A 20,549-nucleotide genomic window follows, 5' to 3' on the forward strand; every position below is an offset into this window, starting at 1 on the left:
ACGCTTCCCTTTCGTAATTCTATATAATATGGTGATGGTTAATAATGGCTGTGTTAGGTAATACTGTTATCGACTCTCAAATAATGAAAGTACAGTTGTAAACTCAATAGAAGCTATAGTAGCACATCTTAAATCGCATGGCATTACTGACAACGCCGCTTTTGTTACGTTAATCCGTAGCGCCATTATTATAATAGTAACGGCTTCGCATTAAGAATCAGTATTAAGAATCAGTATTAAGAGTCGGCATTAAGAAACAGTATGAGCAATCAGCGCTTATGCCTCAACCATACTTCCATCAACAACACTCAGCTTTACGCCCCATTTAGCAAACTGCTCAATCTCCGTATGCAAGTCTGACAATAAGAAAGTATAGTGCTCACTACTTTCACCAACGGTAATTTGCCAGCGGTTATTGTCAATCACTTTTAAACCCAGTTTTGGTAATTCATGCTCGCTACGGCTATGATGCGCAAGCACCGCCAAACGTAGCAGCAAACACAGATAAACCAGCGAATCGCCACCGATTATACAAGCCTGCTCTAACATATCCGCTTTGAGCTTACGGCGATGATTGAGCATCAGCTGCGCCATGCGTTTTTGATCGACCTGCGAAAAACCTGGAATATCAGAGTATTCAACCAAATAAGCACTGTGCTTATGATAGCCGCTATGCGCAATCGCTAAACCGATTTCATGTAATGACGCCGCGCGTCTAAGTAAATCACCATCTTCTGTACTAAGTCCGAGCTTTTCTTTGACTTGCTCAAATAAACTGCGGCTGGTTTTGACCACTTGTTTGGCTTGTTTTTTATCGCCAGAGTAGCGTTTAATCAGCGCAAGCACACTGCGGTCACGCACATCTTCGCTAGCAAAACGTCCAAGCATATCGTACATAACGCCTTCACGCAGCGCGCCATCTGAATACACCATGGTCTCAATGCCGAGCACTTTCATCACCGCTCGCAATACCGCAACGCCCGCTGGGAAAACCGCTTTACGGTGTTCTTTGACGCCTTCTAATTCAATGTCATCGACGTTGCCAATTTTAAGCAATAATTTTTCTAACTTTTTAACACCTTTATAGGTGATGCGTTCTTGTTCATCTGCCCAGCCTTTTGACACAAGGACGTTGCGCACCGCTTTAATCGTCCCACTTGAGCCAACCACACTACTCCAGCCGGTTTTTTGGTAACGACCATTAATCGCCAGCACTTCTTTGCGCGCCGCTGAGATGGCATTATTAAAAGCTTCTTTGGTAATTAAGCCGTCCGCAAAATACTTTTGGGTAAAGGCGACGCAGCCCATTTGTAAGCTTTCGGTCAATAACGGATCGAACTCTTGACCGATGATAAACTCTGTCGAACCGCCGCCGATATCAATAACCAAACGCTTATCGCTACTGGCATTGGTATGCGAGACGCCCAAATAAATCAAACGTGCCTCTTCTCGTCCAGCGATAATCTCAATCGGTTTGGGCAAAATTTTATTGGCCCGAGTAATAAAGTCATTGGCGTTTTTTGCTTGGCGTAGGGCGTTGGTCGCTACCACGCGAATACGCTCGGGCGGCACCGAATCCAAACGCGCCACAAAGCGGCTTAAGCATTCAAGACCGCGCTTTTCAGCCGCCGCGCCCAAGATATTATTCTCATCGAGTCCGGCAGCGAGCTGCACCTTTTCAGACATAGACACCACTTTTCGCACTTCACCGTGGTCGAGACGCGCAATCGCCAGATGAAAACTGTTGGAGCCGATATCAATAGCGGCCATCATTTCATCTTCAGCAAGTGGTGGATTTTTTAGGTAGTCTTTGGGCATAAGCGAGATTGTTACCGTATTAGATAAAGTGGTATTTAAAAGCTTTCAAGCTTTTAAAATAAAAAATATGAGCAAGTTTTGCCATTAAAGCATTTATGCCAAACGCTGGCAAGTCAGCGGCTACCATCGCTAAACACAGCTTGCAAAAACATCCAAATATCTAAGAAAACTCGATTAAATACTGGCTAAATAGTGATTAAACCAGAACCTTAAAGTCAGTCTCTAACGCTTGTTTTAATGCAATCGGTTTGCTACATTAAAAATGCGTTAGAATCTCATAATTAGCCGGTATATTGTAATAGATAACAAGCACTTACTTATATTATAAACATTGGTTATATAAGCTCATTACATAAAGCAGCCCTCAATTTTGCGATTGAGCATTCATAACTCATTGATGATTTAAAATAACTAATTTGCAAGGAAGCAAAGTCATGAATCAAGCCACTACCCAAACCTTACAAAACAAAGCTGCCCAAACTGAAAGTGCCGATACTCATATTAATAAACAAAGTAATGGCGAGCTTATCAAGGTAGCAGACCTCGCCAAACATAAATTTTATGACTTTTATCTAAATGAGCATCAAAATATGGCTTGCCGCCGTTTGCATTTCGCGGGTAGTAGCTTTGGCTTATTAGGCTTAGCAAAGTCTGTCAAAAATCGCTCAGCCAAACCGCTGCTTAAAGGCATCGCTGCGGGATATGCTTGCGCGTGGGTCGGGCATTTTTTCTTTGAGAAAAACAAACCTGCTACTTTTAAATACCCATTACAAAGTTTTGCTGGTGATATTCGTATGTTCACCGACGTGCTCCGCGGTAATTTGAGCTTAAAAGACCGTAAGTTCGATAAAGCGCGTTAAATTTATTGATAATAAACAGAAAAAACAAAAACTGGGCCAGTTTAAGACGCTAGCCCAGTTTTTTATGTTGTTATCAAAAATCTATTATTTAGCAGCTATTTAGCGTAAAGACTTACGAAGTATTTTACCTACAGCGGTTTTTGGTAACTCATCGATAAAATCGTAAGCTTGCGGACGCTTATAACCGGTCAAACGCTCTTTGGCAAACGCCGCCAATTCCTCAGCCGTTAAGCTGGAATCTCTTTTAACCACAAACGCTTTTGGCACTTCGCCACTGTGCGCATCTTCAATGCCAACGACAGCCACCTCGAGCACTTTAGGATGTTCCGTCAGCGCCGCTTCCACTTCATTTGGATATACATTGAAACCCGAAACCAAAATCATATCCTTTTTACGATCAATCAATGTCAAAAAGCCATTTTCATCTAACATGCCGATGTCACCGGACTTAAAGTACCCATCATCGGTAAAGGTCTCTGTATTATCCAAACCCCAATAACCCTGCATCACTTGTGGCCCTTTAATACCCACTTCGCCGGGCACGCCAACAGCGCAGGCGGCTCCTTGCTCATCAATGATTTTGATATCCATCATGGCTAAAGGTAATCCGACGCTGCCATTAAAGCTATCTATGCCCGGTGGATTAAAAGAGATAACCGGCGACGTTTCTGACATGCCATAACCTTCATTAATAATCATGCCTGTAGCGCGCTGCCATCGGTCAGATACCGCTTTGATAATCGCGGTGCCGCCACCGATAGATAATGCCAAGCGACTAAAATCAAGCTCGGTAAACTTTGGATGATGGAGCATGCCGTTAAATAACGTATTGACCGAAGGAATCACATGCGGCTGATGCTGTTCAATGCTATTTACTAAGCCATCGATATCGCGCGGATTGGTGATCAATATATCTTCCCAGCCGCCATAAATACCCAGTAAACTTGCTCGTAAGCTCGCTGCCATAATGGCGGAACACGGCTACTTGGCGCATTATTTTCAAAGCTATTATCCATCAAATTGCATCCTTGCTAAAACGTGATTGGTGCTCTCAGAATAGCACAACTTAGTCGTTGTATTATAGGTTCTAGAACAAGGATACTTTTAGGTTATAGATTATTTTCAAGCCTAAAAAACTTCCACCATTTATTAAAAATTCGTTTTATTAATACGCAGGCACAAAAAAACCAGCACGATAATCCTGCTGGTTTTTTTGTTGCAGATATAAATTCTAAAGAACATTAAACTTTAAATTTTAGACAAGTAATTTTAACCAAATGATTTACGCTTTTGCCATTTCAGCAAAAATCTCATCAGCGGCGTTAATAGACGCTTCAATGTCTGCATCACTATGCTTGATCGACATAAAGCCCGCTTCATAGGCAGATGGCGCAAGATAAATACCGCGCTCTAACATGCCATGAAAAAAGGTATTAAACACATCCATATCGCACTCGGTGACGTCATCGAAGTTTTGCGGTACGTTTGTCGCCTTGTCTTTAACAAAGAACATCCCAAACATGCCGCCCAGTTTATTGGTGCGCAGATTGATACCATGCTTGTCCGCTGCCGCTTGGATACCATCAATAAGCTGGTCTACTTTCGCAGATAATTGATCATAAAAACCATCAACGGTTAAGTCTTCAAACATCGCGATACCGGCGCGCATAGCCAGCGGGTTACCTGATAACGTACCCGCTTGATAAACGCCGCCAAGTGGCGCGATACAAGACATCACTTCTTTTTTACCACCGAAAGCACCAACGGGTAAGCCAGCACCGATAATTTTACCAAAGCAGGTCAAATCAGGGTCAATGCCAAAATGCGCTTGCGCGCCGCCAAGTCCAACGCGAAAACCGGTCATTACTTCATCAAAAATCAATACCGCACCATTGGCGGTACATTCTGCGCGCAAAGTATCATGGAATTCTTGGGTCGGAATGACCATATTCATGTTGCCGGCGATTGGTTCGACAATCACGCAAGCAATCTCACTACCCCATTTTGCAAAGCACTCTTTAATCGCTTGCGGGTCATTATAAGGAATGGTAATCGTATGCTTAGCAAAATCCGCTGGCACGCCTTTTGATGTTGGTTCGCCAATATCTAGCATCCCTGAACCCGCTTTTACCAGTAAGCTGTCTGAATGACCATGGTAGCAGCCTTCAAATTTGACGATTTTGTCACGCTCAGTAAAGCCACGCGCCAAACGAATCGCGCTCATGGTCGCTTCTGTACCTGAGCTTGTCATGCGAATCATCTCGACACTTGGGACGATGTCGCAAATCTTATCGGCCACGGTGGTTTCAAATGGCGTTGGTGTACCAAAGCTCAAACCATCATCAGCGGCTTTTTTAACCGCATCAATGACTTTTGGATGCGCATGACCCAAAATCATCGGCCCCCAAGAGCCGACATAATCGATATAAGCATTGTCTTCGGTGTCATAAATTTTGCTGCCGTTAGCACGGTGCATAAAAATAGGCGTACCACCAACGCCAGCAAAGGCGCGAACCGGTGAGTTTACGCCGCCAGGAATATGTTTGCGGGCTTGCGCAAAAAGTTGTTCATTTTTAGTGCTCATAATTAGTCTCTACTTATTTTTTTGGTGTTATTTTATTAACGATAGCTTAATTAACAATCACTTAATTAACAAAAACTTAAGCTTTTTTAACCACTGACGATTTGAGCTTCATCGGTCCAAAACCATCGAGTTTACAGTCGATATCATGACCGTCAGAGGCATCTGGCAACAGACGAATCCCTTTTGCTTTGGTGCCGACTTTGATAATGGTTGATGATCCTTTGACCTTTAAGTCTTTAATCACGGTGACGGTATCGCCATCTTGCAGCTCGTTACCGACCGCATCACGAATGACCGCATCTTGCGCTTCAGCCTGCGCCGCATCGGTTTCAGCCGCGGTCCACTCATGAGCACACATCGGACATACCAGTAACGCACCATCTTCGTACGTATATTCAGCATCGCATTTTGGGCAATTGGGTAAGCTCATAATTTCCTCGTCAGCCGTGATAAATTGGGTGTATTCTAACGCTAACATTGTACCGTAACTCGCCAGCTTTCACCAATCGCTCCGCTTGTAAACACAGAACTGTGACTAATTGATACATTCGCTTATCCCTTAACGCGGACGTTTTTTATCACGTGGTTTTTTGTGGTACTCTGCTGTAACCAAATTTGATTTGATAACCATTTGTCTTTAGGTACTAAAAAGATGGTAAAAAACTTAAATAACGACTTTTTCGCATTATTTTAACAGTAAGTCTTATAACGACTTTAATCACTCAGTATTAACCCTAATATCTGAGGCTATAGCGACTCATAAATAGGACAATAATAATGACTCAATCAACATTGCCACAATTTGTTCAACTAACCATTCAAGGTGAAGATGCCGCAAAGTTCTTACAAGGGCAGCTAACCTCTGATGTCACTAAGCTTGGGCTTAGCTATCAAGCAACGGCGCTTAGCAATTTAAAAGGTCGTATCGATTTTGGCCTTTGGATTAAAAAACAAGACGAAAAGCATTTTGATGTAGTCATCAGTACCGATTGCGCTGAGGCTTTGCAAGCGCATCTTAAAAAGTTTGGCGCCTTTTCAAAGTTTGATACCAGTACACCAACGCCCATTTATCCTTGCGTACTCGATGGAGTGCCAACCTTTAGTCATAAAGACGAGCATAATACTATCGATGACACTCAAGCGTGGATGCAAGCGAGTCTTACAGCAGGTAACTATTGGATAGTCGCGGACACACGAGGCGAGTTTCAGCCGCAAGAGCTGCGCCTACATCAGCGCGGCGGTATGGATTACGATAAAGGCTGCTACCTCGGTCAAGAAGTCATTGCCCGTATTTACTTTAAAGCCGCGCCAAAAGCGTTTTTACATTATGTTAGCGGCACAGGTGAGGTGCCAGCCGCAGGTGATAAGCTAGAGAAAATTCAGGTGGTCAATGCCATTGCTGATGATGATATAAATGCCAATAGCTTTAAAGCTTTGGTCGTTGCCCGCCCAGAGCATTTGGCCGATAGCGAGCTTACGATATTAGACTTACCACCAACACTACAAGCGGATGTCGCCCGTCAAAAATAACGGGAAAAGTTTGGTAGTCCATTTGGTATTTTAAAAAGTACTTTTACTAAAAACGCAGCAGAGCAATTTATGACCCATATTGCGGTACTCGGAGCAGGTGTGGTGGGCGTGACCAGCGCATGGTATCTACGGCAAGCAGGCTACGATGTGACCGTCATTGAGCGCGAATCTGCTGCTGGTATGCAAACCTCATTTGCCAATGGTGGGCAGATATCCGTCTCGCACGCAACCCCGTGGGCGAATCCGAGCACGCCGATGAAAGCGCTGAAATGGTTGTTTCGTGAAGATGCACCACTGCTCTACCGCTTGCGAGCTGATAAAGCGCAGTTGAAATGGGCAATGCAGTTTTTACAAGAATGCCGCGCAGAACGAGCCGATGCCAATTTGGTACAGATGGTGCGTTTGGGCTTGTACTCACGCGAAGCATTGCAGCAGCTGCGTGCTGATATTGGTATTGATTACGAGCAGCAAACGCGCGGTATCATGCATTTTTATACCAACCAAGCTGAGTTTGATGCTGCCATCGCGCCAACCGAACGTATGCAAGAGCTCGGCTGTGAGCGTTATGTGATAGATATTAATAATGCTATTAGCCTTGAGCCTGCGCTTTACCCTATCGCGCATAAGCTCAAAGGCGCCACTTACACCAGCCGTGACGAATCGGGTAATGCGCATTTATTTACCCAGCGTTTGGCGCAGCGCTGCATCGATGCTGGCGTGAAATTTTTATACGATACCGACATTTTGGCGTTAAACACCGACGCCCATTCTGCTCGCCCGCACGTGCATAGTATGACCATTCGTCCCAAGGGCGAAAACGCACAGACTTTTAGCGCTGACGATTATGTACTGGCACTTGGCAGCTATAGCGTATTGCTCATGAAACCGCTCAATATCCATCTGCCGATTTTCCCTGCCAAAGGGTATTCAGCCACTTATCAAGTCAATCCGCGTGCGCCACATTTAGCACCTTTCGTCAGCCTTATTGATGATGAGTTTAAATTAGTCACCTCGCGCCTTGGTGACAAATTACGCGTCGCAGGTACGGCGGAATTTAACGGCTATAATATGGATTTAAATAGCACGCGCTGTGCAGCCATTACTCGTCGCGTACAGCAGTTATTTCCCAAAGGTATCATTGCCAATTCTGTGCAATATTGGACAGGACTGCGCCCAATGACGCCATCAAATGTACCATTAATAGGGCGCGCGCATCATGGTCAAGTCCGTCATGGTAGTGTCAATACAAACGCCAGCTTTGATAATTTATGGCTAAATACCGGTCATGGCACGCTTGGCTGGACGCATGCTTGTGGTTCGGCAAAGGCGATCAGTTTATTGATACAAGGCGAGACACCGCAAGTAGACTTTGATTTTATAGGTTTAGGAACTTAAAATTAAAAACGTAAAGAAGGCACTTTTTTAAGTGCCTTTTTAAATTAAAGACTTTTATTTTAGAGCTATTTTATGCAGCGCTTCCTGATTTAATATCAGCATTAACCTCAGTATCAACAGTTTCCAAATCAACCACCTCTGGCTCGATTGCTTGCAATTGCACAGGTACGCCATTGACCGCCGCATTACCACTTAGCTGGTCGATTAAGGTATCGTCCGTCAAGTCATTAACACTGACACCGGCATGCGCTTGCGCAATCTTTTGCTGCACACCTTTACGACCATGACCCCAACCATGAGGAATACTGACTACGCCAGGCATTAGCTCATCGGTGACTTCTGCTACGATCGTCACACTACCAACGCGCGAGGTCACTTTTACTTCCTGTCCATCCTTAATACCATATTCTTTCGCTGTTTCAGGATGCATCATCAGCGTACAGCGAGGCTTGCCTTTGACCAAGCGATAGCTATTATGCAGCCATGAATTGTTACTGCGTACATGACGACGACCGATAAGTAAAATCTGTTTGTCATCATAATCCTGCATCATCGTTTGCACGCGCGCTAAATCGGCTTGATAAAAATCGATATTAAGATGAATTTGCTTATCTTTATGCTTTATTGCTTGCGGTAGCATTCTTTTGAGCGTGCCTAAATCCAGTCCATGTGGCTTTTTCTTGAGTTTATTTAGATTCATGCCAGCATAAGGTCCACGTCTCAAGCCTTGATCAAGCAAAAATTTTGGTCCTAAAGTCTTAACCAATCGGCGCTCAATTTTGGTCGTAAGCGGCGCTTTTTTATCGAGGCGTTTTGCTAATTCCAAATAGATTTGCCAATCATGTTTGGCACTTTTTTTCTTAGAAAACAATGCTGGAGAGTATTTAGCGACATTATGTACAGCAAAATTATTAAAGGTAACGTCATAATGGTCACGCTCTAGCGGCGAGACGGGTGGCAAGATAATATTGGCATGCCGGCTGGTTTCTGTGACAAAGTAATCAATCGCGACCATAAAGTCCAAATTGGCAAAGGCTTTATCTAACTTTTCACCATTTGGCGTACTGAGGACAGGGTTGCCTGCAACGGTCATAAAGCCTTTTAATTGACCCTCGCCTGTTACCAGCATCTCGTCACCCATCGCTACGACAGGATAATCACCATTGAAATCAGGCAAATTACTCACGCGGCTATGACGTTTGCCTAAATAACCTGGGCCGGAGTTATTGACCACATCAAGCGCAGGATTGGGGAACATGAGGCCGCCTACTTCATCCAAACGTCTGGTGACGATATTAATCACCATAATCAAATACTGGCTTAATAAGCCAAATTCCTGCACCGATACGCCCATGCGCCCATAGCAGACGGCGCTTTTGGCTTCGCAAAACTCTTTGACCAGTCTTTTAATCTCATTTGCGGCAATGCCAGTAATATCAGCAACTAACTCTGCGCTATAGTCTTTAGCGAAATCTGCCAAGCGCGCAATCTCTGGCGCAAGCGCCGCCGCTCTATTATTAGTCCGTGCTTTGTCCGCGTAACCTTGGTCATAGATTTCATTGAGCATAGCAAGCAAAAATAAAACATCGGTTGCTGGACGGATAAAATGATGCTCGCTTGCAATGTCAGCAGTTTCGGTACGTCTTGGATCAATCACTACTACTTTGCCATCGCGGGCTTTGATGTCTTTTAGCTTTTGGCGCATATTTGGCGCGGTCATAATACTGCCGTTAGATGCCAGCGGATTGCCACCAATGATGAGCATATATCGGGTGCGATTGACGTCAGGCACGGGGATACGCAGCATATGCCCAAACAGGTGCATGCTGACGATATGGTGCGGTAATTGATCGACCGAGGTTGCAGAAAAACGACTGCGGGTCTTGATACTGCTTAATAGATGCTTAATGGTCAGCATGCCGCCCAAATTATGGACGTTAGGATTGCCTAAATAAACACCGAAAGCATTTTGGCCGTGTTTCTTTTGTACTGACTGAATACCAGCAGCTACTTTATCAAGCGCCTCCTCCCAGCTGATTGTTTTCCAACCGTTAGCCGTCCTCTCGATGGGATGACGCAAGCGATCTGGGTCTTCATGTAAATCTTGTAAAGCAGTTGCTTTTGGGCAAATATAACCTTTAGAAAATGGGTCATTTTTATCGCCTTTAATCGATAATACTTTTGCTCCATCGTGCTTCACTTCAATACCGCACATCGCCTCGCACAGATTGCAGGTTCTAAAATGTGTTTGCTCATTCGTCTTGGTTTGTTCACTAGCCATGGTCACGCTCCCTGTGATCGTTACTATCGCTTTCGCTAACTAAATTCCGTTTTATGGTTTTATGGTTTTATGGTATGAATCGATTCGTTAGTCTTAAAAATTTTGCGAGCTCCACATTCATTAATTTGCTCACTAGCTACTTATTACTTGCTGATTATTGATAAAAAATCCACCAAAAAGCCTATCAAAGTTTTTGCACAACATCCCAATCGCTTGCTGCTGTGAATAACGTCTTTGATGACAGCCTAATATCAACTCATGAACCTGCGCGCTCGCACTATCAACGCAGAGATAAACTTCAAACGTCTCAAAAGAACACTCGGCTGACTGCAATCCTTGGATAAATATTTTTGTCCATTCCTCGCGTATGTCGGTAAACAAACTTCCCAAACCTTTATCTTCTACTCGCAAATCAAAGCGCAGACTGTCTTCGAGTAACCGTTGGAATAACCTAATATTTTGAAAGGCAGCTGTAAAAATTAGCGTCAAGCAATGCTGACAGCGCTGATTGAACGCCGCCCTAGACAGCGTTGGATAATCACCAAGCATATCTGCCCACGCCTTACGCATCAGTGATAAATAATTGTCTTTTAATTGCCTACTCAACTCACTTTGTAGCGTTTCTACGCTGTCAAAGTGATTATAAAAACTTGGCTGAGCGATTCCCGCCCCTTTAGCGATTTTGTTCATACTCATGCCGCAAGCGCCTTCCAAGCTATAAAGCTGCAGCGCACTTTTTAATAAGGCACGACGGGTTTTGGCTTTTGCCAGCTCACGCTTCGTATCTAATCTTGTGGCGTTTACGGTATTAATTGGACTCACTGTTATTCTGTCCTCATTGTCTAAGGCTTATGATTTCAGCTATAAGCTTATAGTTATTTAAATAACAAGTCTATAATCAGGGGCGTAAAAGATTAGATTTTCCATTAATAGCTTTAGAATTAGGATTGATAAAGACATAAAAAAGGACAAAGCACTATATAGGTAGAGATTTGGCTGCTGGTTTTCTTTACGTATCGCTCTGAAAAAGTACCCTGTCTATTACACAACTATGCCCTCCATAACATAGCAAGAGCAATGACCATAATTAAGCAACACTACAAACATTGCTCATACAGACACGGCGGTCTAACATTTATATATTGGTATCACAAGTTGGCCACGGGCTAGCTGTAAAGTACTTAAAACAGTACGAGATAAACAAGAACAATCATAAATAATAACTTGCTCCTAAAGCACTTTACGGTTTATAGCGTTAGAATTTTTAAACTATTTACCTTAAAGATTTGATAACTAAAATAAGGATTATAATAATGAACGAACATACGCTAAAAGGTGATTGGAAACAGATGAAGGGTACGGTCAAGCAGAAGTGGGCTGACCTAACTGATGATGATTTACTACATATCGAAGGTAGCCGTGATAAGCTCGTGGGTAAAGTCCAAGAGCGTTATGGTCACAGTAAAGATGACGCTGAGCGCGAAGTAGATGCATGGCGCGTTGAAAACAAATACTAATTTGTCTTATAAGAATTTTCTTACATATAGATTTTTATAAGCTGTTTATTGAGAAAGGTCACATTGATTTAATGTGGCCTTTTTTATCGTCTATGCTTTTTTATTGTCTATAAGTAACTACTCATCATATTGGCTTATAGATTTTAACGATAAAAATATGAGGTCGTTATCATTTGGGATAACGGGTATGATAGAAGTTTTCTGAGGAATACACGTTCTGAGAAAATCTGAATGGAGAATTCTTAACACCCAGACACGATAAAACCGCATAGCAATTAATTGTTATGCGGTTTTATTGTTAACCATCCTTGTTACCCATCACCACTCTAATCGCTGCATCCTTGCAAGATATTGAGTATATTATGATAGCCGGGCATCCTGCCCATTTGTTCTGACTACTACTGGCATTAGATGCCTGCAGCACGGGTCATGTGTCCTTATTCCAATTGCCTTTATCATCCTGATGCTAGCGATTGAACTATTATCCTTAATACGGTTAACTCAATCCTTGAGTCACATTCCCTTATGCCGTGTGTGTATAGTGTCAAATTATCCATCACGTGTTAAGTCGCGTAAGCGTCATTGCATGTAAGCATATGCTTACGTCGATTTTAAGATAGCCACTATCTCAATCTAAGTTATTGATAAATTTGAAATAATCTTTACGTATATCTTTAATTGTTTCGTACTCCCTATATTAGTCATTAAAAGTGTTAGCGATATTGAACAAATTTAGAAACGCCCTAGTCACCTAAAGTGTCGAATGTTTACGCAACTATTTGCAAAATTTACAACTTATTAACATCAAAGATATGGAAAGATGATTTTTAAGTCTTACTATGTGTATGTAAGAAAATATTTCAATATTAAGAAACAAATATTGGCTTTGCAGGCTTATAAGCTACCAATCACCTATTGTTAAAAGTATCCCTGTTAAATAATCGTTCCTTATTCAGATCATCGGTACTCCAAAGGAGATTTTATTGTGAAAACTCTATCCGCTTTCTCATTTAAGACCGCAATATCTGCTGGTTTAGCGCTGACTTTGTTAGGAACGGTGGCTGGTTGTGCCGTTGTTGATCCAGGTTATGGAAATTACCCAATATATGGTGGTAACAGCAATTACGGCAATGCTGACTATAAACGCGTTAGCCAGACTCTAAGCAATAATCTACGCCGTCAAGGCTATCAAGTCATGGACATCCGCTCTGATAACTATCGTGGCAACCATGCTATTACTGCCATCGCTAGAAAGAACAATCAAACCTACGAGCTTAAATATAGCTATCCAGACTTAAGACTCATCAGCTCAAACAAAAGAGGTTCCTCTAATGTTTGGCAAGATGATAGAAACGATAAAGACCGTTACGACAAAGATGATTATAAAAAAGACAAGTATAAAAATCATGGCAAATATAAAAACAATAAGCGCTATAAAGACGATGATATCGAAAACAGTATCAAACGAGATTCTCGTTACCCAGCGATTAAGCAGCGGGCTGTCAATAAAGTAAAGTCAATGGGCTATAGCGTTAAAGATGTAGAACTCGATGAAAAGAACGGCCGCGGTGTGTTCGAGATTGAAGCCAAACGCGGCTCACAAGAATATGAGATTTTACTTGGCTATCCAAACTTAAATGTCATTAAGATTGAAAAAGATTAATATAAAAACGGTTTGAAGTTTTGTATAAATATTTTATGCCACAAATGAGAATAGCTGTAAATAAAATAGGTATAAATGGATGAGATAAAAATTTTGGCATCGTTGATGACTTGATGCCCTTGGTCAAATAAGCCAGCCCTTGGTTTAGTTGACCATTTTTTTATTGTGTCGTTTTTAGCATAGAACCTTGCTTATATAGACGAGCTACCAATACCTTTAATAGCATAGCATGAGAGAATATTATGAAAAAATATACGTTATTAAAAACCACGGCGGCGAGCAGTATGATTGCCGCGTTACTGTCCATAACGACTGGCTGCGTCACCGCGCCCGGCTACAATGCTTATGGCGACCTTTACGAGGACATTTATAAAGACACCAAGGTCTACAAGAAACACAAAAAAAACATCAAATCCATTGATAAAGAGCTTTATCAGCCTGCTATCGAGCAGCGCGCGGCCAATCAGGTTAGCAATATGGGTTATCGGGTCAAAGACGTCAGATATAAAAAAGGCGACAGTAAAATAAAAGTAAAAGCTCGCCGCGGCAGTAAAGACTATAAAATTGAGCTTGATTATCCAAGCTACAAGGTGATTAAAATCAAAGAAGACTGATCATTTCTGATAATAAATTTAAGATCTTAAAAGTCCAATACTTCAATCACATCATAGGCAGGCGTTTCATAAGGATGCGTCTGCTTTAATGCTTCAATCACTGGCTTAATATACGCGTCGGCTACCACCATCTCCACGCGCCATTCTTCGACCGTTTCAAGTGTATCCTGCGTGCCAATATGCGGCTGACTGCCTGCTAACGGCATAAACTGCCCTGTTCCTTCCACCTGCCAACAGCATTGTTCATAGTTGCCAATCTTGCCAGCACCGGCCGCAAACACGGCAGTCTTTACTTGCTCTAGTGCTTCATTGGGAATAAAAACTGTCAATTTATACATCGCTTACCCCTTTCATGCTCTTTAAAAAATTACTAACAACTATAGATTGGCTACTTTTTGGACAGCGAAACATGGTCGGTCCAAACATAGCGCAGTAACCAATCTTTCGCCGTGCCCGCATAATCAATGCCAATACGTGGGCGCAGCGATACTGGCGGCTGACAGCCGTCGTCTTCGACCCAAAGCCCTGACGCAGGCATGATAGGCGCACCATATAACTCGCGGTCAATTTGCAGCCGTTTGGTTAGCTTGCCAGGACCTGCAAATTGCTTGGGATCGGTTAGCTGTTTATCTGCGCTCAGTAATTGCTCGTCGATTAAGCGCGCGCTATCGTCTGTCAAAAACCCTGCGCGTATTAATACCGCTTCTGGCGACTCTGCCGGCCCACTGACCAAATTGAGCATATGATGGATACCATAAGTCAGATAGACATAGAACACCCCACCCTCGCTATACATAATTTCGGTACGCGGCGTGCGCGTGCCAGCATGGGCATGACAAGCGGCATCACCTTCGCCAATATAGGCTTCGGTCTCTGAGATGCGCATCCGTAGGGTTTTTTTCTTACCATCACTATCGATTAGCTGTCGGCATAAAATCTTGCCAATTAAATCTGCCGCTACCACGCAGGTCGGGCGGACAAACCAGCTAGGTTCTAAAACGGAGGGTTGTATATAAGGTAATTTGTACAATGACATCAAAGATAACCTTTTTTATAGCGGCGTTTATATTGACGATATAAATTTAGCATAAAAAACCACTCAAAGCGGCTAAGCGTTAGACCTTATTACCTATTGCAACTGTTGCTATACAGACAGTTAACTCATTCTAATAGTAAGCTTAGAATTCGCCAATCAATTTTAAAGTTAAAAAACTAAAAACATCCAACACTAAAAAATACAAACAAAAGGATATAACAATGACTAACTCTAATACTAACAATGATAAGCAGCACAACAACGATAGCAATAAAAATGCTAGCGAAAAAGATACGAATAAAAACGCAGTGATGAAAGATAACAACACTAATAACGGTAATAATGCTTCCAAAGGCAACGCTACTAACGATTCAAAGGACAACGCCTCAAAAGATAGTCAGTCTAAGACAGATGATAACAGTAAGAACGACAAGCAAAATAGTCAGTCACAAAGTAAAAACAGCAAAGACGATAAGTCATCTAATCAAGACAATACTAATGACAAAAAAGATGATAAAACGTCGGACAAGAACGATAGTAAAGATAGCGATAATGATAAATCGTCTGATAAAAACAATAACGGTGCCAAAAAAGACGATCAATCAGACGCTAAAAACGACAGTAAAAATGGTGACGATTCTGACAAGAAGGATAAAGATAGTAAAGATGATGACTCTAAATCTAGCGAAGACAAAGAATCTTCTTTAAAGGACACTGCTACCACTAAAGCTAAAGAAGTGGTTGGCACATTAGCGGACAAAGCTGCCGATGCGATGGAGATGGCAGCGAAGAAAATCAAAGAAGCGCGTAAAGACAAATAACATAGCAATCTTTAACATAACGGTTTTTAAAATGCTTATCCCCATAAAAAAACTGAGCGCATGGCTCAGTTTTTTATTTTTTAAATATTTTATATTTCTAGTTTAACGGCACACCGATACGTTTTGCTACTTCTTCATAGCCTTCAATCACATCACCCAATGATTGACGGAAACGGTCTTTATCGAGCTTTTTCTTGGTCGCTTTATCCCAGATACGGCAGCCATCAGGCGAGAACTCATCACCTAGAACGATACGATCATGGAATACGCCAAATTCAAGTTTAAAATCTACCAGTATTAAATCGCCAGCATCAAACAGCTCTTTTAGCACTTCGTTTACTTGGTGACTGAGCTCTTTCATTTTCGCCAATTGAGCCTCGTTCGCCCAACCAAGCGAGATAGAGATGGACTCATTGACCATCGGATCGCCAAGCGCATCGTCTTTATAAAACAGCTCATAAGTAGGCGGCGTTAATGCTTGACCTTCCTCTAAACCTAGGCGACGTACCAAACTGCCCGCAGCAAAATTACGCACCACGCATTCAACCGGAATCATGTCTAAACGCTTGACCAGCACTTCATCGTCTGACAACTGCTTTTCAAAATGGGTTTCGATACCAGCGTCAGCCAGTTTTTGCATGATAAAGGCGTTAAAGCGGTTATTCACCACGCCTTTACGAGCAAGCTGTTCGATACGCTTACCATCGAGTGCGGAGGTATCGTCGCGGAAGTGTAAAATCAGCAGATCATGGTCTTCTGTTTCATAAACAGACTTGGCTTTGCCTTTATAGAGCAGTTGTTGCTTTTGCATGAGGGAGTTCCTGTTCGTTCAAGCTTATGTGGTAAAAACGCGCAGTGACCGCCAAGCCATTTGTATTTAGGTATAAAACAAACCTGCTTAACCATAATAAAAGACCAGCGGTATAGATAGGGATAAAAAGGGGTTTATTCTGCTGCTTGGGTCGCAGCAACCGTACGCTGAGGTCTTGGCAGCTGATATTGTTTACCTGACTCATTTTCTAGTTTCAAGGTATTAGCACCGGCATTAGGCGTTGGGTATAACGGCACAAATGGCGCTGTTTCTTGCGCCGCTGGCAATTCTAATGGTGCCAGTTTTTTGCTTTGCTGATACTCAAGGCTACCATTATCGCGCTTACCAAACAGACCTTTGGTCGCTTGGCAGCCGCTCAACACTAACGTACTACCCAAAACCACGGTCATTAGCATCGGGAATATTTTTGCAGGGTTTGATGATACTGTCATCATATTATCTCTCTGAGTTAGCAGTTATTGCTTATTTGGTGCGTATGTAGGCAAAGCGTTTATAGTTTTACTATGTCTAACTTTTTTACTTAATAGTCGAAACCTATAGAGCCACTATAAGCGGTATGTTTATTAAATTTATAAAAACCTAAAGTAAATTTGCACGGATTAGAGCTTCATCAATGGTCGCATGGTGCTTTTCAGCCAACCATACCAACGGCAAACGAATACCGGTATCTATCATGCCCATTTTATGTAGGGCGTATTTGGCAGGGATAGGACTTGACTCGATAAATAGGTCGCGGTGTAAGTGTTTTACCACGTCATGGACTTTATGAGCGGCATCAAAATCACCGCGTAAACCCGCACTAAAGGTTTCGCTCATGGCTTTTGGGGCAATGTTGGCAGTCACTGAAATATTGCCTTTACCACCCAATTTCATCAATTCAAGGGCAGTACCATCATCACCAGATAGCACCACCATTCTGTCACCGACCGCTTTGATTAATTGCTCACCGCGAATCGTAGAACCTGTAGCATCTTTAATAGCGACAATGTTATCGATATCAGCAAGCCGTTCAACCGTTTCTTGAGCGATATCAACAACGGTACGACCCGGTACGTTATAAAGCATCTGCGGTATTTTTACCGCTTCAGCGATGGCCTTATAATGCTGAAACAAGCCTTCTTGTGGCGGTTTATTATAATAAGGGGCGACCAATAACGCACAATCAGCACCTGCTTCGGCGGCATCTTGGGTTAGCTTAATGGCTTCCATCGTATTGTTTGCACCAGTACCTGCAATCACAGGCACACGACCTTTGACATGCTGGACAAAGTAACGAATCACATCGCTGTGCTCTTGCATTGATAAAGTGGCCGATTCGCCAGTGGTGCCAACAGCAACCAAGCAATGCGTACCTTGCTCAATCTGCCAATCTATGAGGTCTGCCAGACGTTTATAATCGACCGTGCCGTCAGGATGCATGGGCGTTACCAAGGCTACCATTGAGCCTTGTAGTCGGGTTTTAATATCGTCGTATGCTGTGCTCATAACCGTGCCTGTATATCCTAGCTTTTATTAAAGCTATCACATGATAAGTCGTTTGCAAGTGTGCCTATCTGCTCTATGGAGCTGAACGTTTGGTTTGGTAAAATAACGTCAGGGCAAGACCTTGCGTGATGTTCATACTGTGTATTCATTCTACTAACGTATTTAATGCTATTTAGATGCCGCCACTTGATTGACTGCAAGCCATAAAAACGCCTGCTAGTGTAGCATATTTTGCCTTCATCGCTATCAAACAATTCATGCTTAACACTTCTATAAAGCGAAAAATTTGCAATCTATCATAATGCTAAGTGCGATGTTATTTGGCTTAAAAAATAAGCCTGAAAACTAAATAGTTAGTGTAACGTAACTGCTTAGTGTAGCGTAACTAGTTAGTAGCAATAAAACCTTTTTAGGTATTTTAACGAATCGTCAACATAGCAATGGTCGGACGATATGTATTACTGTCAATAAAGACAGCCGATTCATAACGCTGCTAATCACGCACGCTATCCTTTGCTATTCAATGCGCAAACCAATGATACCTGGGATGCCCTGACGCACTATCTCAATCGTCACCACGCCTTTTTCGGGCAATGATGCCACGGCGCTAGAAAAATCATTGACCGTTTTAATCGGTTTTTGGTGCAAATTGGTGATAACGTCGCCTGCCAGTATACCCGAGCGCGCCGCGAGTCCCGTCGGCTCAATAGCGGTGACCAACACGCCGGTCTTATTATCAGCAGCCAGCTCTATTTGCTCCTCCGGCGTTAAATTGCGCAGCGCCAGTCCCAAGCTGATGCCGTTGGCTTGCTGTGCGCCGGTTTGCGATTGCATAGCATTGGAAGCATTACTAAGCTTGCCGGTTATGATAGCTTGTTTACCGTCGCGCTGAATGTGAACGCGAAAGATATCGTCAGGCCGCGCTCGATTAATCAGGTTTAATAAATCGGAGGCTTCCATAATTAAGACATCATTGTATTTTAAAATAATATCGCCTGGCTTTAGCCCCGCTTTTTGCGCCGGTGAGTCTGGTGAAACGCGAGTCAATAATGCCCCTTGCGGACGCGCTAAATTATAAGCTTCGGCTAAATTACGGTCGATATCTTGCGGAAAAATACCCAGATAGGCGCGCGCAACTTCACCGTTATCTTTTAACTGCTCATAAATATCCATCGCCGCATCAATCGGGATAGAGAATGACAGACCCATATAGCCGCCCGTGCCACTAAAAATACGCGAGTTAATACCAATTACTTCACCGCGCTGATTAAATAATGGGCCGCCAGAGTTACCCGGGTTTAATGCCACATCAGTTTGGATAAAGGGTACGCTGGTTTCACGGGAAAAATTGCGCGATTTGGCACTTACAATACCTGCCGATGCTGAATAATCGAAACCAAAGGGCGAGCCAATTGCTAATACCGGCTCCCCTACTTTTAGCGCATTAGAATCACCGATTGGCAAGGCAGGGAATTGGCGCCCCGTGACCTTGAGCACCGCCACGTCTGAGCGCTCATCACTGCCAACCAATTTGGCATCAAGCTCGCTTCTGTCATTGAGCGTCACAGTAATTTTGTCCGCGCCTGCCACCACATGATGATTGGTCAGCATATAACCATCACGGGTGACAAAAAATGCAGTGCCATATGCATGTTCAATCGCAGGCGTCGCTGCTTGGTCAGGAATATGTAAGCGATCACCAAAGAACTTCCGCAATAGCTCAGCCGTTTGGGCTTTAGCAAGCTCTGCCTCGCTGACAGTTTTGGTGACGTTTACTCGCGCGACCGCTGGCGTGACTTGCTGTACCAAGCCCGAAAAATCTGCGGTGGTAACGGCCGCTTGGGCAGTTGGCACGGTCGCGATGTTGATACCTGCCGCCATAGTAGTGGCTACCGCTATGGCCAACGCGCTCTGCTGTAACCAACGGCTCAAATCGGCTGTATTCGACGTTTTAGACATATTTTTAGGCATGTTACCCTCCATATAATGGGTCTTTATAATTGTTATAAACGGTTTGAATAGGACCGTTATGAATAATAATTCTGGCGTTTTATTTATATATTATGCTGATAATAGCTCAGTTTACTCATTCGCTAACCTCTAAAGCTAACAT

The 20,549-nt window shown here is 43.0% G+C and carries 19 protein-coding genes; 7 read left to right on the plus strand and 12 right to left on the minus strand.

What is annotated here, in order from left to right; genetic code table 11:
- Window positions 1–276: 276 nt before the first annotated feature.
- Entirely contained in the window at window positions 277–1,818 is a 1,542-nt protein-coding gene (ppx, locus tag FOR85_RS03720) for an exopolyphosphatase (protein ID WP_144296774.1), read from the minus strand.
- Window positions 1,819–2,252: 434 nt separating this feature from the next.
- Here ppx and FOR85_RS03725 point away from each other — a divergent pair, with 434 nt between their 5' ends.
- Entirely contained in the window at window positions 2,253–2,678 is a 426-nt protein-coding gene (locus tag FOR85_RS03725) for a DUF962 domain-containing protein (protein WP_144296775.1), read from the plus strand.
- Between the two features lie 99 nt (window positions 2,679–2,777).
- On the opposite strand, the gene FOR85_RS03730 is transcribed toward FOR85_RS03725, so the two are convergent.
- The 3 genes from FOR85_RS03730 to FOR85_RS03740 all read right to left on the minus strand — a co-directional run bounded on the left by FOR85_RS03730 (window position 2,778) and on the right by FOR85_RS03740 (window position 5,692).
- Entirely contained in the window at window positions 2,778–3,644 is an 867-nt protein-coding gene (locus tag FOR85_RS03730) for an AMP-binding protein (RefSeq protein WP_144296776.1), read from the minus strand.
- 316 nt (window positions 3,645–3,960) lie between these two features.
- Complete coding sequence (gene hemL / locus FOR85_RS03735) at window positions 3,961–5,262, minus strand: glutamate-1-semialdehyde 2,1-aminomutase (RefSeq protein WP_144296777.1); 1,302 nt, start codon at window positions 5,260–5,262, stop codon at window positions 3,961–3,963.
- Between the two features lie 76 nt (window positions 5,263–5,338).
- Window positions 5,339–5,692 (minus strand): zinc ribbon domain-containing protein YjdM, encoded by a 354-nt coding sequence (locus tag FOR85_RS03740; protein ID WP_068405853.1) that lies wholly within the window; start codon window positions 5,690–5,692, stop codon window positions 5,339–5,341.
- Between the two features lie 347 nt (window positions 5,693–6,039).
- Here FOR85_RS03740 and FOR85_RS03745 point away from each other — a divergent pair, with 347 nt between their 5' ends.
- Complete coding sequence (locus tag FOR85_RS03745) at window positions 6,040–6,792, plus strand: folate-binding protein YgfZ (RefSeq protein WP_144296778.1); 753 nt, start codon at window positions 6,040–6,042, stop codon at window positions 6,790–6,792.
- 69 nt (window positions 6,793–6,861) lie between these two features.
- Window positions 6,862–8,187 carry a D-amino acid dehydrogenase gene (locus FOR85_RS03750; RefSeq protein ID WP_144296779.1) on the plus strand — a complete coding sequence of 442 codons (1,326 nt, stop codon included), beginning with the start codon at window positions 6,862–6,864 and terminating at the stop codon, window positions 8,185–8,187.
- A 70-nt stretch (window positions 8,188–8,257) separates the two neighbouring features.
- Here FOR85_RS03750 and FOR85_RS03755 read toward each other — a convergent pair whose 3' ends face one another.
- Complete coding sequence (locus tag FOR85_RS03755; protein WP_144296780.1) at window positions 8,258–10,468, minus strand: molybdopterin oxidoreductase family protein; 2,211 nt, start codon at window positions 10,466–10,468, stop codon at window positions 8,258–8,260.
- Window positions 10,469–10,600: 132 nt separating this feature from the next.
- Window positions 10,601–11,290: a TetR/AcrR family transcriptional regulator gene (locus FOR85_RS03760; protein ID WP_190295490.1), complete on the minus strand. Its 690-nt coding sequence runs from the start codon at window positions 11,288–11,290 to the stop codon at window positions 10,601–10,603.
- A 491-nt stretch (window positions 11,291–11,781) separates the two neighbouring features.
- Here FOR85_RS03760 and FOR85_RS03765 point away from each other — a divergent pair, with 491 nt between their 5' ends.
- The 3 genes from FOR85_RS03765 to FOR85_RS03775 all read left to right on the plus strand — a co-directional run bounded on the left by FOR85_RS03765 (window position 11,782) and on the right by FOR85_RS03775 (window position 14,262).
- Window positions 11,782–11,985: a CsbD family protein gene (locus tag FOR85_RS03765; RefSeq protein WP_068405819.1), complete on the plus strand. Its 204-nt coding sequence runs from the start codon at window positions 11,782–11,784 to the stop codon at window positions 11,983–11,985.
- Window positions 11,986–12,970: 985 nt separating this feature from the next.
- Window positions 12,971–13,648 (plus strand): hypothetical protein, encoded by a 678-nt coding sequence (locus FOR85_RS03770; protein ID WP_144296782.1) that lies wholly within the window; start codon window positions 12,971–12,973, stop codon window positions 13,646–13,648.
- A 242-nt stretch (window positions 13,649–13,890) separates the two neighbouring features.
- Window positions 13,891–14,262, plus strand: a complete 372-nt coding sequence (locus FOR85_RS03775; protein WP_144296783.1) for a hypothetical protein — start codon at window positions 13,891–13,893, stop codon at window positions 14,260–14,262.
- A 26-nt stretch (window positions 14,263–14,288) separates the two neighbouring features.
- On the opposite strand, the gene FOR85_RS03780 is transcribed toward FOR85_RS03775, so the two are convergent.
- Both FOR85_RS03780 and FOR85_RS03785 read right to left on the minus strand, forming a co-directional pair.
- On the minus strand, window positions 14,289–14,600 hold the full coding sequence (locus FOR85_RS03780; protein ID WP_144296784.1) for an NGG1p interacting factor NIF3: 312 nt from the start codon (window positions 14,598–14,600) through the stop codon (window positions 14,289–14,291).
- A 50-nt stretch (window positions 14,601–14,650) separates the two neighbouring features.
- The gene (locus FOR85_RS03785; protein WP_144296785.1) at window positions 14,651–15,298 is read right to left on the minus strand and encodes a DNA-3-methyladenine glycosylase; all 648 of its coding nucleotides are present in this window, start codon (window positions 15,296–15,298) and stop codon (window positions 14,651–14,653) included.
- Window positions 15,299–15,519: 221 nt separating this feature from the next.
- On the opposite strand from FOR85_RS03785, the gene FOR85_RS12605 reads away from it, so the two are divergent.
- Entirely contained in the window at window positions 15,520–16,119 is a 600-nt protein-coding gene (locus tag FOR85_RS12605; RefSeq protein WP_190295491.1) for a hypothetical protein, read from the plus strand.
- 97 nt (window positions 16,120–16,216) lie between these two features.
- Here the strand turns inward: FOR85_RS12605 and purC are convergent, their stop codons facing one another.
- From purC to FOR85_RS03810, 4 genes are all read right to left on the minus strand, one after another.
- Window positions 16,217–16,930 carry a phosphoribosylaminoimidazolesuccinocarboxamide synthase gene (purC, locus tag FOR85_RS03795; protein ID WP_144296786.1) on the minus strand — a complete coding sequence of 238 codons (714 nt, stop codon included), beginning with the start codon at window positions 16,928–16,930 and terminating at the stop codon, window positions 16,217–16,219.
- Window positions 16,931–17,064: 134 nt separating this feature from the next.
- Window positions 17,065–17,385: a hypothetical protein gene (locus FOR85_RS03800; protein ID WP_223808496.1), complete on the minus strand. Its 321-nt coding sequence runs from the start codon at window positions 17,383–17,385 to the stop codon at window positions 17,065–17,067.
- A 145-nt stretch (window positions 17,386–17,530) separates the two neighbouring features.
- Window positions 17,531–18,436, minus strand: coding sequence for a 4-hydroxy-tetrahydrodipicolinate synthase (gene dapA / locus FOR85_RS03805; protein WP_144296788.1), 906 nt, complete (start codon window positions 18,434–18,436; stop codon window positions 17,531–17,533).
- Window positions 18,437–18,952: 516 nt separating this feature from the next.
- Window positions 18,953–20,407 (minus strand): Do family serine endopeptidase, encoded by a 1,455-nt coding sequence (locus tag FOR85_RS03810; RefSeq protein ID WP_144296789.1) that lies wholly within the window; start codon window positions 20,405–20,407, stop codon window positions 18,953–18,955.
- Window positions 20,408–20,549: the final 142 nt, after the last annotated feature.

Source organism: Psychrobacter sp. YGAH215, from assembly GCF_007280595.1.
Classification (GTDB): domain Bacteria; phylum Pseudomonadota; class Gammaproteobacteria; order Pseudomonadales; family Moraxellaceae; genus Psychrobacter; species Psychrobacter faecalis.

Bases quoted from the DNA above. Each gene is read 5' to 3' on its own strand.
- ppx (WP_144296774.1), bottom strand. From the start codon at position 1,818: ATGCCCAAAGACTACCTAAAAAATCCACCACTTGCTGAAGATGAAATG.
- FOR85_RS03725 (WP_144296775.1), top strand. From the start codon at position 2,253: ATGAATCAAGCCACTACCCAAACCTTACAAAACAAAGCTGCCCAAACT.
- FOR85_RS03730 (WP_144296776.1), bottom strand. From the start codon at position 3,644: ATGGCAGCGAGCTTACGAGCAAGTTTACTGGGTATTTATGGCGGCTGG.
- hemL (WP_144296777.1), bottom strand. From the start codon at position 5,262: ATGAGCACTAAAAATGAACAACTTTTTGCGCAAGCCCGCAAACATATT.
- FOR85_RS03740 (WP_068405853.1), bottom strand. From the start codon at position 5,692: ATGAGCTTACCCAATTGCCCAAAATGCGATGCTGAATATACGTACGAA.
- FOR85_RS03745 (WP_144296778.1), top strand. From the start codon at position 6,040: ATGACTCAATCAACATTGCCACAATTTGTTCAACTAACCATTCAAGGT.
- FOR85_RS03750 (WP_144296779.1), top strand. From the start codon at position 6,862: ATGACCCATATTGCGGTACTCGGAGCAGGTGTGGTGGGCGTGACCAGC.
- FOR85_RS03755 (WP_144296780.1), bottom strand. From the start codon at position 10,468: ATGGCTAGTGAACAAACCAAGACGAATGAGCAAACACATTTTAGAACC.
- FOR85_RS03765 (WP_068405819.1), top strand. From the start codon at position 11,782: ATGAACGAACATACGCTAAAAGGTGATTGGAAACAGATGAAGGGTACG.
- FOR85_RS03775 (WP_144296783.1), top strand. From the start codon at position 13,891: ATGAAAAAATATACGTTATTAAAAACCACGGCGGCGAGCAGTATGATT.
- FOR85_RS03780 (WP_144296784.1), bottom strand. From the start codon at position 14,600: ATGTATAAATTGACAGTTTTTATTCCCAATGAAGCACTAGAGCAAGTA.
- FOR85_RS03785 (WP_144296785.1), bottom strand. From the start codon at position 15,298: ATGTCATTGTACAAATTACCTTATATACAACCCTCCGTTTTAGAACCT.
- FOR85_RS12605 (WP_190295491.1), top strand. From the start codon at position 15,520: ATGACTAACTCTAATACTAACAATGATAAGCAGCACAACAACGATAGC.
- purC (WP_144296786.1), bottom strand. From the start codon at position 16,930: ATGCAAAAGCAACAACTGCTCTATAAAGGCAAAGCCAAGTCTGTTTAT.
- FOR85_RS03800 (WP_223808496.1), bottom strand. From the start codon at position 17,385: ATGATGACAGTATCATCAAACCCTGCAAAAATATTCCCGATGCTAATG.
- dapA (WP_144296788.1), bottom strand. From the start codon at position 18,436: ATGAGCACAGCATACGACGATATTAAAACCCGACTACAAGGCTCAATG.
- FOR85_RS03810 (WP_144296789.1), bottom strand. From the start codon at position 20,407: ATGCCTAAAAATATGTCTAAAACGTCGAATACAGCCGATTTGAGCCGT.